Annotated in this window: 5 protein-coding genes; 1 reads left to right on the top strand and 4 read right to left on the bottom strand. The window is 72.2% G+C overall.

Annotated features, from left to right (window positions below; genetic code table 11):
- Positions 1-49 precede the first annotated feature (49 nt).
- On the bottom strand, positions 50-2,341 hold the full coding sequence (locus ACFUK0_RS36240; RefSeq protein WP_380257606.1) for a M4 family metallopeptidase: 2,292 nt from the start codon (positions 2,339-2,341) through the stop codon (positions 50-52).
- A 625-nt stretch (positions 2,342-2,966) separates the two neighbouring features.
- A complete protein-coding gene (pulA, locus tag ACFUK0_RS36235; protein ID WP_380257604.1) occupies positions 2,967-8,492 on the bottom strand; it encodes a pullulanase-type alpha-1,6-glucosidase in 5,526 nt (1,841 codons plus the stop codon).
- Between the two features lie 561 nt (positions 8,493-9,053).
- On the opposite strand from pulA, the gene ACFUK0_RS36230 reads away from it, so the two are divergent.
- On the top strand, positions 9,054-10,004 hold the full coding sequence (locus ACFUK0_RS36230; RefSeq protein WP_380257601.1) for a phosphatase PAP2 family protein: 951 nt from the start codon (positions 9,054-9,056) through the stop codon (positions 10,002-10,004).
- A 25-nt stretch (positions 10,005-10,029) separates the two neighbouring features.
- Here the strand turns inward: ACFUK0_RS36230 and ACFUK0_RS36225 are convergent, their stop codons facing one another.
- Complete coding sequence (locus ACFUK0_RS36225) at positions 10,030-13,071, bottom strand: bifunctional [glutamine synthetase] adenylyltransferase/[glutamine synthetase]-adenylyl-L-tyrosine phosphorylase (RefSeq protein ID WP_380257599.1); 3,042 nt, start codon at positions 13,069-13,071, stop codon at positions 10,030-10,032.
- Positions 13,072-13,196: 125 nt separating this feature from the next.
- Positions 13,197-14,570, bottom strand: a complete 1,374-nt coding sequence (locus ACFUK0_RS36220) for a glycosyltransferase family 2 protein (protein ID WP_380257597.1) — start codon at positions 14,568-14,570, stop codon at positions 13,197-13,199.
- Between the last annotated feature and the right edge of the window lie 48 nt (positions 14,571-14,618).

Genomic DNA, 14,618 nt, shown 5'->3' with positions numbered 1-14,618 from the left:
GCCCGGCAGCCTTGGCTGCCGGGCCCCGCCGTCGGTCGACCGCCTGGTGTCAGCTGGTCGCGAGGGACGTGTCGTCGATCACGAAGCTGGTCTGCAGCGAGGAGTCCTCGGTGCCGGTGAACTTCACCGTGACGCTCTGGCCCGCGTAGGCCGAGAGGTCGAAGGTGCGCAGCTGGTAGCCGGTCGCGGCGTTCACGTTCGAGTAGGTGGTGAGGGCCGTGCCGTTGACGGTCACCGCGAGCTTGTCGTAGACGGTGGTGCCGGTCTCGGCGGTGTCGATGTGCAGGTAGAAGCTGAGCGTCGCCCTGCAGCCGGCCGGGATGGTGACCGTCTGCGACAGCGTGTCGGTGTGGGTGGAGCCGTAGCCGTTCAGCCAGGCCTTCCAGGAGCCGGCGTGGGCCGCCTCACCGGTGCTGTTGTCGACGACGCCGCTGGAGGCCGTCCACGGCGCCGCGGTGCCGGTCTCGAAGCCCGCGTTGCCGAGCAGCTGCGCCGGGGTGCAGGTGCCGCCGCCACCGGTGCTGACCGTCCAGGTGAAGGACGTGGTGCCGGTCACGTTGGCGGTGTCCTTGGCGGTCACCGTCACGTTGTAGGTGCCGGCCGCCGTGGCGGTGCCGGTGATCTTGCCGGTGGAGCTGATCGACAGCCCGGTCGGCAGGCCGGTCGCGGTGAAGGTCAGCGCGCCGGTGCCGCCGCTCGCCGCGATCTGCAGGTTGGCGGTGCCGTTGAGCGCGGTGCTCTGGTTGCCCGGGTTGGTGACGGTGACGCCGCCGGTGGGCAGCGAGCCGACGTTGACGGCGGCCCAGGCGGTGGCGACCTGGTTGTACTCGGTGCTGCCGGCGCCGTACAGCGCGGTGGCCGCGTTGAGCGTCGCGGTGCGGGCCGCGGCGTAGTTGGTGGTGGAGGTCATGTACGAGGTGAGCGCCTTGTACCAGACCTGCAGGGCCTTGTCCCGGGTGATGCCGGCGACCGTGATGCCGTTGACGGTCGGGCTGTTGTAGCTGACGCCGTTGATGACCTTCGCGCCGCTGCCCTCGGACAGCAGGTAGAAGAAGTGGTTCGCGACGCCGGACGAGTAGTGGACGTCGAGGTTGCCGATGCCGGAGTACCAGGAGTCGGGCGAGGTACCGTCACGCGAGGGCTTGTCCTGGTAGCGCAGCGGGCTGCCGTCGCCGTTGAGGTCGATCTCCTCGCCGATGAGGTAGTCCGGGACGTCGGAGGCCAGGTTGGCGTAGAACTCCACGCCGGTGCCGAAGATGTCGGAGGTGGCCTCGTTGAGGCCGCCGGACTCGCCCGAGTAGTTCAGGTTGGCGGTCGCGGCGGTGACGCCGTGGCTCATCTCGTGGCCGGCCACGTCGATCTCGGTGAGCGGGTGGGTGTTGCCCGAGCCGTCGCCGTACGTCATGCAGAAGCAGGTGTCGTCCCAGAACGCGTTGACGTAGTTGCTGCCGTAGTGGACCCGGCTGTACGCGCCGACGCCGTTGTTCTTGATGCCGGTGCGGCCGAAGGTGTTCTTGTAGAAGTCCCAGGTCGCCGCGACGCCGTACTGCGCGTCGACCGCGGCGGACTCCTTGTTGGCGACGGTGCCGTCGCCCCAGGTGTCGGTGCTCCGGGTGAAGAGGGTGCCGGTGCCCGAGGTGCCGTTGTTCAGGTTGGTGGTGTACTGCCCGCCGCGGGTGCCGTCCTTGAGCTGGTACGTCGTGCCGCTCAGCGTGGTGGTCAGCGGCACGGTGCCGACGAAGACGCCGGTGCCGGTGCCGGTCTTGATGCCCTCGGCCTTGCCGAGCACGGCGCCGGTCTTCGCGTCGGTGACGACGTGCAGGCGGCTCGGCGTGCCGTCGCTCTCGGTGCCGGAGACGACCGTCTCCCAGGCGAGCACCGGGGTGCCGGAGGCGGCCCACACGACGAGGCGGGGCGCGGTGTCGAGGGCGGAGCCGGCCTCGGCGGCGAGCGCCGCCTCCTGGGCCTTCGGGGCGGCCAGCGCGGGCGTGGTGCTGACGCCGGTGAGCACGGCCTCGCTGGCCTTGGTGACGCCCTGGGTGGCACCGGCCGCGTTCTGGTGGACGATCAGGTCGCCGCCGAGGACGGGGAGCCCGCCGTACGTCCGCTCGTAGCGCAGGTGCCGGGCGCCGTCGGCGTCCTGGACGACGTCCTTGGTGACCAGCTTCTCCTGGCTGCCCAGGCCGAGCTGCGCGCCGAGGGTGGCGGTCTGCTGGTCGGCGGCGGCGAGCAGCTCGGCCCGGCCGGCCACCGTCTGCGAGGCGGCCGCCGAGGGCGACGGGCTCGCAGCCTGTGCGATGACCGGAATGCCGGTCACCAGCAGCGCAGTGGATGCGGCCATGACAACCGCGGCCTTCCGGGCATGGGTGTAGCGGGGCATACGGACTCCTTTTCCGACCGGCCGCGGGTTGGCGGACGGTGGAGAGAACCTGGCCGCGGGTTGCGGCACAGTGGGGGCCCCCGCCGCCGGTGTACGGCACGGGTGCGGTGAGCTGCGAGCAAGTGCAGGAAGTGGGTTGCGCCTTACCTGACCTGGCACGGCTGCCCGGAGGGTGGGGGACCCCCTCGTCTGCAGCCGGGGGAATCGTGGCAGCAAACAAGCCGTGAATGACAGATGCATGCCAGTGATTGGCCGATTGGCGTCGTTCGCCGAGTCGCGCACGGCATGTCAACCGTGTTACGGGCAGGGACAGTTCTGGAGATGGCTTTCATTGCCGCCGACCGGCCGCGATGCCCCGGAAAACCCCGGACCAGCGCACGGCACCCGCCCGCGCCCGCCCTCCGCCCCGTAACTCCGGGCCTCCCCGGCACCTCACCGCACTCCGCGTGCCAGGGGCGGGATCCGGCCATTGTGCACACCCCCGCACCGCCCTCCGGACAGCCCCGTGACAGCACGGAGCCCCGCGCCGCACCTGAGTGCGACCCGGGGCTCCGGTGAAACGGTGGACCGGTGGACCGGTAGGCCGTCAGCGCTGGACGAAGACCGCGACCGTCCGGCCCGGCACGGTGAACGTGCCCGTGGCGGCGTCGAATCCGGCCGCCTTGACCACCGGGTCGGAGCCGGCCGCCTGGACGGCGTGCAGGCCCTGCTGGGTGCCCTGCAGCGCCGCCACACGCTGGCTCTGGGAGCCCGGCGTCGCGTTGAAGACCACCGTGATGCCCTTCTCCGCGCCCTTCAGTCCGGTGCCGTCCAGGTGCAGGGTGATCACACCCGGCGTCTCGGCGGCCGTGCCCGACAGCGGGTACGACAGCCGCTGCTGGACCTCGGCGGCCGTGCTCAGCGAGAACAGCGGCGAGGACTGCTTGATCTTCAGCAGCTGCTGGTAGATCGCGGTCGCCGAGGCGATGTCGGCGCTGCCCACCTTCAGGTTCGGGTTGGCCAGCAGCGACTTGGAGACCGGCCACATCGACTGGTTGTCGGCCGCGAGCGGCACGCCCCGGCCCCAGCCGTTGCCCTGCGAGGCGTCCCAGTGGATCGCGTTGAACCAGTCACCGGAGTCGAAGGAGTTGGCGTCCAGCGACTTGGAGCGCAGCAGGTCGCTGCCCGCCTGGGCGAAGCCCGGGCCCTGGGTGAGAGCGGTGAGCGACAGCGCCAGTGCCTGCATCCGGGCCCGGTCGGCCGGCGAGGTGGTGGCCGGCAGCTTGAACGCCAGGGCGTCGAACAGGTCGGCGTTGTCGTGCGCGTCGACGTACTCGACGGACTCGCCCGGCTTGGCCGCGTACCCGGTCGGGGAGCCGTTGTAGTCGACTCCCGCGCCGGTGACGGACTTTCCGGAGCTGTCGGTGAAGGAGTAGCCCGCCAGGTTGCCGGTCAGCGCGACCTTGATCTGGTCCATCTGGTGCAGCAGGCGGGCCTTCTGCTCCTCCGGGGTGCCGTTGTCGGCCGAGCCGTTCGGGTCGGTGAACAGGCCCGAGGCGAAGCCCTGCTGGGGCGCCGAGGAGAGCTGGTAGTTGCCGCCGCGCGCCGCGTCCCGGACGCGGTCGTCGAAGGTCGCGATGCCGGTGCCGGCCATGTTCAGCTGGCTGGCCTGCTCGAAGCGGGCGTTGTTGGCGACGGCGCCGAAGTTCCAGCCCTCGCCGTACAGGAAGATGTTCTTGCCGTCGACGCCGTCCGAGTCCGGCGTCATCTTCCGCAGCGCGGCCTGCACGTCCAGCATGGTGGACTTCGGGTCCAGGCCCATCAGGTCGAAGCGGAAGCCGTCGACCTTGTACTCGCGGGCCCAGGTGGTGACCGAGTCGACGACCAGGCGGTTCATCATGGCGTGCTCCGGCGCGGTGTCCGCGCAGCAGCTGTCCGTGGTGACCTTGCCCGAGGCGTCGAGCCGCTGGTAGTAGCCGGGCACGACCTTGTCGAGCACCGACTTGTCGTCCTGGCCGGCGGCGGCGGTGTGGTTGTAGACGACGTCCAGGACGACCCGCAGGCCGGCCTCGTGCATCGCCTGCACCATCTGCCGGAACTGCACCGTACGGGCGGTGCCGTTGGAGTCCGTGGCGTACGAGCCCTCCGGCACGTTGTAGTGCAGCGGGTCGTAGCCCCAGTTGTACGCGTCGTCGGCCTGCACGGCCGCCACGCACTCCTGCTGCTTCTCGCTGTCGGCCGCGAGCGAGGGGAGGTCGCAGGCGGGCAGCTTCTGGTCGGCCCGGTTCTCGCGGATCGTCGCGATGTCGAAGGTCGGCAGCAGGTGGATGGTGGTGACACCCGCCTTGGCCAGGTCGCGCAGGTGCTGCATGCCGGCCGACTCGGACTCGGTGAAGGCCAGGTAGGTGCCGCGCTCGGCGACCGGGACGGTGGCGTCCTCCGAGGAGAAGTCCCGGACGTGCAGCTCCTGGATCTGCTGCTGGGTCGCCGGGATCGCCTTCGGCACCTGGTGGTTGTCCCAGCCCTTGGGCTTGAGGTCCTTCGAGTTCAGGTCCGCCACCAGGCTCCGCCTGGAGTCGGTGGAGAGCGCGACCGAGTACGGGTCGGTGACCAGGTTGGTGACCACCTGCTGGACGCTCGGCGCCCAGACCTTCACCTGGTACAGGTAGTACTTGCCGTCCAGGTCGCCCGCCTTGCCGACCAGCTCCCAGACGCCCGTCTCCTCGTCCAGCTTCAGCGGGACGGTCTTCGGGGTGCCGCCGGTCGGGCCGTCGAAGAGCTGGACGGAGACCTCGGTCGCGGTCGGCGCCCAGAGCGAGAGGGCGACCTTGCCGCTGTAGTACTGCGGGCCGAAGTCGACCTTGGCGGTCCGGCCCGCGTACAGCTCGTCCAGCACGCCGGGGATCTGCACGCCGGTGGCGGCCAGCGCCGCGCCGGAGGGCAGGTGCTCGGTGAAGACCAGCTGGCTGCGCAGCGCGGCGGTGACCCGGCCCGTGTCGCGGGAGTCGACGGTGAAGGCGCGGTAGCCCGCGAGGTGCGGGTACTTGGCCTTCTGCGCGGCGGTCAGACCGCCGGCGACCAGGTTGAGGCGCAGCCACTGGCCGGGCTTGTTGATGACGCCCTTGTCGACCTTGAGGCCGCCCGCGGGGTCGTAGACGAGCTGGGCGCTGGTGCCGCCGGCCAGCACGCCGTCCGCCGCGCCGAAGTTGGCCGGGACGACGACGGTCTTCGCGTCGATCCACTGCGCCTTGGCGGAGCCGAGGTCGAGCTGGGCGCTGGTGGCCGCGCTCTGCGGCAGCAGGTTGCCCTCCTGGCCGCCGATCAGCCAGACCTCGTGGCCGCTGACCGAGAAGTCCAGCGACTGGTCGGAGGGCAGGTCCTTGTCGCCGCCGTTGTGGATGATGTAGCTGAGGCTGGTGGCGCCGGCCGCGAGCGGCACCTCGAACACGGCGCCGTAGGCGTCGACGCGGGCGGGCAGCAGCGGGGCGTTCCAGTCGGTCGGGGTGGCCGCGCCCGTCCAGTCGTGCAGGCCCCAGCCGTCGTACTTGCCGTCGGGGCGGTAGTAGTGGATGACGGCGGTGTCGGCGGCCTGCGTGTTGACCGGGCCCGGGTTCTGGGTGCGGACGGTGGCGTCGCCCTGCTTGATCCAGATCTCGCCGCCGGCGCCGACGTCGATGTGGCGGTCGCCGTCGACGTCCTTGGTGCCGTTGTTCTCGACGACGAAGCCGACGTCCGTCGCGCCGCTGCCGAGCTTGACGTAGGCGAAGGCGCCGTACGCGTCGCGGCCGGTGAAGGCGTGGCCGGCGGGCCAGGTGGTGGCCTGGCCCTCGGCTATGTCGCCCCAGGCGTAGAGGTTCCAGCCGTCGTAGTTCTTGTCCTCGCGCTGGTAGTGCACGATCGCGTACGGGCGGGCGGTGGCGCTCGGGACCGGCACCGGCGCCTTGGTGCCGGTGGTGAAGCTGCCGGTGACGGAGCGCAGGTGGCCGCTGGAGTCCTGGACGACGGCCTTGTAGCGCACCACGGTGCCGGGGGCGACGGTGTCGAGGTCCTGGGTGACCTTGTACGTCCCGTTGTCGGAGGTGCCGAGCACCTGCCACGGCGTGTCGCCGACCTGGGCCGCGAAGGAGACCCGGTTGAAGCCGCCGCCGTCGACGTTCGCGCCGATCGTGACGGTGCCGGTGGAGCCGTCGGCCGGGGTCTGCAGGGTGAGCTGCGGTGCGGCCGCGACCGGGGCGAGCTTTCCGGCGGCCTTGTAGACGACCGAGGCGAGCGCCGGAACGGTGACGGTGATCTTCTTGTCGGCGCCGCTGACGGTCTTCGCCGCGGCCGCCGGGTAGAGCTGGTCGAAGGTCTGGCCGGCCGAGAAGGTGTCCAGCGTGACGGTCTTCGCCTCGGTGGAGTTGTTCACCGCGACGACGTACTCGACCTGCTGGCCCGCGTCGATCCGGGAGAAGGCGTAGACGCCCGCGCCGTCGGCCGCGTACCGCTCGATCTGCGCGCCGTCGGCGAGCGCCGGGTTGGCCTTGCGCAGCTTCGAGAGGTCGGAGATGTTGCCGTAGAGGGGGTTGGTCTTGCCGTAGCGGTCGGCGGAGCCGCTGGTGCCGCCGATCACCGCGTCGCTGTTGTACGACGGGGTCTTCGAGGCGAACTGGTCCTGCCGGGCGTCCTTGTCGCCGCCGGCGCCGGTGAAGCCCTGCTCGTCGCCGTAGTAGATCACCGGCTGGCCGCGGGTGAGGAACTGCAGCTCGTTGGCGAGCTGGTCGCGCTTGAGCAGGGTGGCGGCGTCCGCACCCGGGTTGTCCGTCTGCAGGAACCCGCCGAACCGGCCGATGTCGTGGTTGCCGAGGAAGGTCGGCAGTTCGTAGGCGTCGCCCGCGGCGCTGGTGTAGCGGTAGTCCTGGCCGTAGAGGCCGGAGAGCGCCTGGGCGGAGCCGCCCTTGGAGACGAAGGTGCGCGCGGCGTCCTGGAACGGGTAGTCCAGCGTGGACTGGAGCTTGCCCTTGGTGACGTACGGCGCGGTGATCGACGGGTCGCTGGAGTAGACCTCGCCGAACATGAAGAAGTTCTTGTTGCCCTGCTTGGTCGCGTACGCCTTGAGCGCGGGCGCCCACTGCTGCCAGAAGGCCATGTTGACGTGCTTGACGGTGTCGATCCGGAAGCCGTCGATGCCGGCGTCCTTCACCCAGGTCTGGTAGATCTTCTCCATGCCCTCGACGACCTTGGGGTTCTGGGTGTCGAGGTCGTCCAGCCCGTTGAAGTCGCCCTCGGTGGCGGACTCGCCGACGAAGGTCGAGTCACCGCGGTTGTGGTAGAGCGAGGGGTCGTTCAGCCAGGACGGCGACTTGGCGTTCTGGTCGGCCTTGGTGGCGAGGACGGGCGTGTACGGGAACGAGTTCTGGGTCAGCTTCGGGAAGGCGGCGGTGGAGCCGGCCGCCGCGGCGTCGGCGGCGGCGGTCTCGTCGACCGGCACGCCGTCCTTGTCCAGCACCGGGTACGCGCCCTCGGAGCGGTAGGTGTACTGCTTCTGCGTGTTGTCGATGACGTCGGCCGTGTGGTTGGTGATGACGTCGAAGAAGACCTTGAGGCCCCGGGCGTGCGCCTTCGCGATCAGCTCCTTGAGCTGGTCGTTGGTGCCGAAGTGCGGGTCGACCTGGGTGAAGTCGGTGACCCAGTAGCCGTGGTAGCCGGCGGAGGCGTCCGCGCCGGTGCCCTGGACGGGCTTGTTCTTGAAGATCGGCGCCATCCAGATCGCGGTGGTGCCGAGGTCCTGGATGTAGTCGAGCTTCTGGATCAGGCCTTCCAGGTCACCGCCGTGGTAGAAGCCCTTGTCGGCGGGGTCGAGGCCGGTGTCCAGCCGGGTGCCGGTGATGCCGCCGGTGTCGTTGCCGGTGTTCCCGTTCGCGAAGCGGTCGGGCAGGACGAAGTAGAACTGCTCCCGGGTCAGCTCGTGCCGGGCGGCGGAGGCGGCGAGCGAGGCGTCCGAGGGGGCGGCGGGCGCGGACGCCGCGGCGGCGAGCGGGGCGGCGCTGCCGAGGGTGGCCGCGATCATCGAGGCGGCGAGCAGGACGGCCGCGCGGCCGGGTCTGCGGTAGGTGGTCGTGCTCCGTTGCGGGCGGGGCTGGACGTCGGCCACAGAGGGCTCCCTTGAGGCGGGCAGGCAGGATGGGGGCACCTCCCGGTCGGGGACCGGGCAAGTCACCAAGTGGCGTGGACGCTAGTGGTTGAAAGATGTTTCAGCAAGATGCTGAAAATGTTTCCATCCACCCCTTGACCCACCCCCTCACGACCCCTCAGAGTCAGTACCGCGCACTCCGCAGTACACACCCGCCGCCGGCCCGCCCGGACTGCCCCGACCCGTCGCACGCGAGGACGGGAGGCCACCCGGCGGCGCGGAGGCAGCGCCGCACGGACTCCCGGTGAGGGTCGGGAGAATCCGCGTGGGGGATCGGTCGCCCGCCGGAGCAGCACGTCTTCGGCGGGCCATCCCGTTCACCGGCAACCCCCCGCTTAGACGCCCAGATCGCGATCGCGTAACAATGGGACGTATGTCCGTCCCCCCGGTCTGCGCAGACCCCACCCGCACCCCCTACCCCGGTGGGACGCATCTCCTCACCCTCTGGGGGGACATCCGGTGAAGAATCCAAGTCCGCAGGATGAGCAGACGGCTACGGCTCGCATGGCAGACTTCTCGTCCATGGGGGAACCGACCGAGATCCACGCAGCAGGCGCGGTGCAGGGCAGCGGTTCCGTCGACGGCACGGCGCCCTCGGGGCGGATGCCGGACGGAGCCACCCGCGCCGCCCAGACCCGCTCGGCCGCACTGCGCAGCCGGCTCCGGGACCAGCGCCGCTCGCCGGCCAGGCCCCGGCTCTGGTTCGAACTCGCGCTGATCGGCGTCAGCTACTGGCTGTACTCGCTGGTCCGCAACGCCGTACCCGAGCAGGCCGCGGTCGCCCTGAAGCACTCCACCTGGATCTGGCACTTCGAGCGGGCCCTCGGGGTCGGCGTCGAGCGCTCGGTGAACCACGGCGTCAATTCGGTGACGTGGCTGATCGTCGGTATGAACTACTACTACGCCACGCTGCACTTCATCGTGACCATCGGCGTGCTGGTCTGGATCTACCGATGGCATCCGGGCCGCTACGCGGCGGCGCGGACGGTGCTGTTCGTGACCACCGGCATCGCGCTGGTCGGCTTCTACTTCTTCCCGCTGGCCCCGCCCCGGCTGACCGCCTTCGGCTTCGTCGACACCGTCAAGCTGCACGAGACCTGGGGCTCGATGGCCTCGGGCCCGGCCGCGCACGTCTCCAACCAGTACGCCGCGATGCCCTCGATGCACATCGGCTGGTCGGTGTGGTGCGGGCTGGCGATCTTCTTCCTGGCCCGCCGCACCTGGGTGCGGGTGCTCGGCCTGCTCTACCCGCTGACCACCCTGGTCGTGATCGTCTCGACCGCCAACCACTTCTGGATGGACGCGGTCGGCGGCCTCGCCTGCCTCGCCGTCGGCTTCGCCGCGGCCCGGGCGGTCTACCACGTGTGGGCCTACCAGCTGCCCCGCACCCCGGCGCGCGAGGGCGACGACCGGCCCGTCACCGTGCCCGAGCAGTGGAGCGCGGAGAGCGCCGTCGGCGCCTCGCGCCGCTGAGCCGACTCCCGGCCGGGGCAGCGGTTCAGCCGTAGAAGACCTTCTCCACCACGGCCCGGGCCCGCCGGGTGGTGCGCCGGTAGTCGTCCACCAGTTCACCGCTGTGCCCGGCCCCGTAGCCGAGGTAGCGGGCCACCCCCGCCAGCTCACGGGCATCCCCGGGGAAGCTGTCGCCCGGCCGGCCGCGCACCAGCATCACCGCGGCCCGCACCCGCGAGGCGAGCACCCAGGCGGCGTCCAGCACCGCGGCGTCCTCCTCCCCCACCAGCCCGGCCCCGGCGGCGGCCGCCAGCGCGGCCCTGGTCCGGGTGGTGCGCAGCTGCGGCAGTTCGTGGCCGTGCTGGAGCTGGAGCAGCTGGACCGTCCACTCGACGTCCGCCAGCCCGCCCCGGCCGATCTTGGTGTGGGTGGTCGGGTCGGCGCCGCGCGGCAGCCGCTCCGACTCGATCCGCGCCTTGATCCGGCGGATCTCCAGCAGGTCCCGCTCCGGCACCCCGACGCCCGGGTAGCGCATCGGGTCGACCAGCTGCCGGAACCGCTCCCCCAGCCCGGCGTCCCCCGCGACCGGCTCCGCGCGCAGCAGCGCCTGGCTCTCCCAGGCGTGCGACCAGCGCCGGTAGTACGCCTGGTACGAGGCCAGCGTGCGCACCAGCGGCCCCTGCCGCCCCTCCGGGCGCAGGTCCGCGTCGACCAGCAGCGGCGGCTCGGGGGACGGCGCGGCCAGCAGCGTGCGCAGCTCGTTGCAGACCGTGCGGGCGGCCCGGGCGGCGTCCTCCTCCAGCGAGCCGAGCACGGGCTCGTGGACGAAGAGCACGTCCGCGTCGGAGCCGTAGCCGAGTTCGTGGCCGCCGAATCGGCCCATCGCGATCACCGCGATCCGGGTCGGCAGCTCGCCGTGCTCCGCCTCCCAGCCGGCCACGCAGGCCCGCAGCGCGCCCTGGAGGGTGGCGGCGTTCAGGGCGGTGAGGGCCTCGCCGGCCGTCTCCAGCGCCTCGGCCGGGTCCTCCGCGAGCCGGCCCAGCACGTCGGCGGCGGCCGTCCGGAACAGCTCCCGGCGGCGCACCGAGCGGGCCGCGGCGACGGCCGCCGCGGCGGAGCCGGCCCGGCCGACGGCGGCCAGGACCTCCTGCTCCAGCGCGGCCCGGCCGCGCGGCGCGAGGCCCTGCGGGTCGCCCAGCATGGCGACCGCCTCGGGGGCGCGCAGCAGCAGGTCGGGGGCGAGCCGCCCGGCCGACAGGACGCGGGCCAGCTGCTCGGCGGCGGCGCTCTCGTCGCGCAGCAGGCGCAGGTACCAGGGGGTGCGGCCGAGCGCGTCGGAGACCTGGCGGAAGTTGAGCAGCCCGGCGTCCGGGTCGGCGGACTCGGCGAACCAGCCGAGCATGACCGGCAGCAGGGTGCGCTGGATGGCCGCCTTGCGGCTGACCCCGGAGGCGAGTGCGCTCAGGTGGCGCAGCGCGGCGGCCGGGTCGGCGTAGCCGAGCGCCTCCAGGCGCTCCCGGGCGGCCTGCGGGCTGAGCCCGGCCGCGCCCGCGGGCAGTTCGGCGACGGCGTCCAGCAGCGGCCGGTAGAAGAGCTTCTCGTGCAGCCGGCGGACTTCCACGGCGTGCCGCTTCCACTCCCGCTGGAGCGCCGCGACCGGGTCCGCCCGGGTGTCGTCGTTGATCAGCGGGGCGAGCGAGCGGGCCAGGCGCCGCTGGTCGGCCTCGTCCTTGGGCATCAGGTGGGTGCGGCGCATCCGGTGCAGCTGGATGCGGTGCTCCAGGGTGCGCAGGAAGCGGTACGCGGCGTCCAGCGAGGCGGCGTCGGCGCGCCCCACGTAGCCGCCGGCGGAGAGCGCGGCGAGTGCTTCCAGGGTGTTGCCGCTGCGCAGGGTGCGGTCGGTGCGGCCGTGCACGAGCTGGAGCAGCTGGACGGAGAACTCGACGTCGCGCAGGCCGCCGGGGCCCAGCTTGAGCTGGCGGTCGATCTCGGTGGCGGGGATGGAGTCGATCACCCGGCGGCGCATCTGCTGCACGTCGGCGACGAAGTTGTCCCGGGCGGCGGCCTGCCAGACCAGGGGGGCGAGGGCGGCGGTGTAGGCGGCGCCGAGTTCGGCGTCGCCGGCCACCGGGCGGGCCTTCAGCAGTGCCTGGAACTCCCAGGTCTTGGCCCAGCGCTGGTAGTACGCGAGGTGGCTGGCCAGGGTGCGGACCAGCGGGCCGTTGCGGCCCTCCGGGCGCAGGTTGGCGTCGACCGGCCAGATGGTGCCCTCGCCGGTGGTGTCGGAGCAGAGCCGCATGGCGCGGGCCGCGAGCCGGGTGGCGGCCTGGACGGCGGTGTGCTCGTCGACGCCCTCGCGCGGCTCGGCCACGAAGATCACGTCGACGTCGGAGACGTAGTTGAGTTCGCGGCCGCCGCACTTGCCCATGCCGATGACGGCGAGCCGGCAGGCGTGGGCGGCCTTCGGGTCCTCGCCGGCGGCGATGTCCAGGGCGGTCTGGACGGTGGCACCGGCCAGGTCGGCGAGCTCGGCGGCGGTCTGCGCGAGGTCCGTGGTGCCGGTGAGGTCGCGGGCGGCGATGGCGAGCAGGCAGCGGCGGTAGGACGTCCGGAGCAGGTCGGCCCGGTCGCCGCGCGGCGGTGCGGCACCCTCGGGTCCGGGGCCCCAGACGCCGTCGTACAGGGCCTGGAGGAAGTCGTCGCTGCCGGGGTGCATGTCGCGCTGTTCGAAGGTGACCAGGGCGTGCCAGTCCCGGGGGTGCCGGGCGAGGTGGTCGGCGAGGGCGGTGGAGGCGCCGAGGACGCCGAGCAGGCGGTCGCGCAGCGGCTTGGAGGTGGTGAGGGTGTCGCGCAGGGTGTGCTGTTCGCCCGGGTCCAGGGCTTCCAGCAGGCGGGCGAGACCGGTCAGGGCGAGATCGGGGTCGGCGGTGGCGCCGAGCGCGTCCAGCAGGACGGGGTCGCCCGCCAGGCCGGCCAGCCCGGGGCCGGAGAGCAGGCGGAGGGCTGCCGCCGGATCGGTGAACCCCCGCCGCACCAGTCGTATCTCCGGCCTGCTGACCCGGCTGCCGGCCCGTTCCTCCACTGCCATCGCCCCTCCGGTCCGCCCGCGCCCGTGAACATCCGTACGACCTGTCAGCTTACGGGGCCGGTCCGCGGTGCGCCCTTCCTCGCGGGCCCGCTCCGGGAGTGCCGGAGCGGGCCCGCCAGGGGCGGTCAGTACTCGACGGCGGTGGGCCCGCTCACCCGCAGTTCGGCGTTGCGGCGGGTCTTGGCCCACTGGTTGCGGCCGGTGACGAGGCGCCCCAGGGCCCGCCAGGAGGTGATGTAGAAGATGTAGATGTAGGCGAAGTAGGCCAGGCCCCAGCCGAGGCTGCGCCAGAGGCCCACCCCGCGCTCGCACTTCCAGCGGTAGAGCGGGCCCCAGAGGGCGAACTGGCCGACGCCCAGCGCGGTGAGCACGAGGAACCAGCCCCAGCCGCCGGAGGCGAAGAGTGCGCCGCCGCCCGGCCGGGTGGCGGAGTGCAGCGTGAAGTAGATGACCGGGATGGGGAAGATCACCGAGCCGATCACCTGGATCCACGGCTGCAGCAGGTAGTACGAGATCTCCATGACGCCGGCGTGGGTCAGCGCGGAGGACCGCCAGACCCGCCCGAGGTAGCGGGTGCACTGCATGGTGCCCTGGCCCCAGCGGGTGCGCTGGGCGATCAGGCGCCGGAAGCTCCAGAGGCCCTCCTGGTCCACCGAGGTGTCGGTGGTGTACGAGGTCTGCCAGCCGGCGAGCATCAGGTCGAGGCCCAGTTCGAAGTCCTCCAGGAGGGCGCCGCGCCACGGGCCGGTGCCGTCCTCGGCGAGCGAACGCAGCGCGGACAGCCGGGTGTACTGGCCGTTGCCGCCCATCCCGACGGTGCGGGTGAAGCGGCGGGTGAGCTGGGTGGCGGAGATCGTGGTGCGGAACTCCAGGTCCTGCATCCGGACGAGCGTGCGCGCGAAGAGGTTCTGCAGCCGGCCGCCGTCGGGCACCGGCCGGTACTCGTCGCGGTTGCCCATCCGGACCTCGGACTGCACGGCGCCGATCGCCTCGTCCCCGAACAGGTGGTCGGCCGCCATCACGTCCAGCGCGCCGGGGGCGGGGTGCCCGTCCGCGTCGAAGACGCCGATGACCACCCGGGCGGCGTCCGCGTCGGCGGGCAGCCAGTCGGTCAGCGCCCGGTAGGCCGCGTTGAGTGCGTCGCTCTTGCCGGTCCGGGCGAGCGGGCGGCGCCGCTGGACGAGGTGGACGTGGTCGTCCTCGGCCTGCCGGGCCCCGACGATCAGGGCGGTCGCGTCCTCGGAGTCGTCGTCGACCACCCACAGGTGCGTACCGGGGAAGTGCGCCCGCAGGTAGGCGACGGTCTCGCCGATGACCGCCGCCTCGTCCCGGCAGGGGATGAAGAAGTGCCAGCGGAAGTCGTCCGCGTCGCCGGGCGGGCGGGGCCCGAGCCGCAGGAACGGTACGACCAGGAAGGTCACGTAGCAGATGAACGTGGCGCTGAGCAGGAGCGACAGCCCCATCGCCAGGCTGATCAGCGCGTCCTTGCTGTCATTCACGAAGCGTCCTCGATGTCGGCGGAGACGCCGCAGCACCGGCCCGCCGGC

Source organism: Kitasatospora sp. NPDC057223, assembly GCF_042669755.1.
Classification (GTDB): Bacteria; Actinomycetota; Actinomycetes; order Streptomycetales; family Streptomycetaceae; genus Kitasatospora.
Note: the sequence above shows the minus strand (reverse complement) of the source record. Positions and strands in the feature narration are given on the sequence as shown.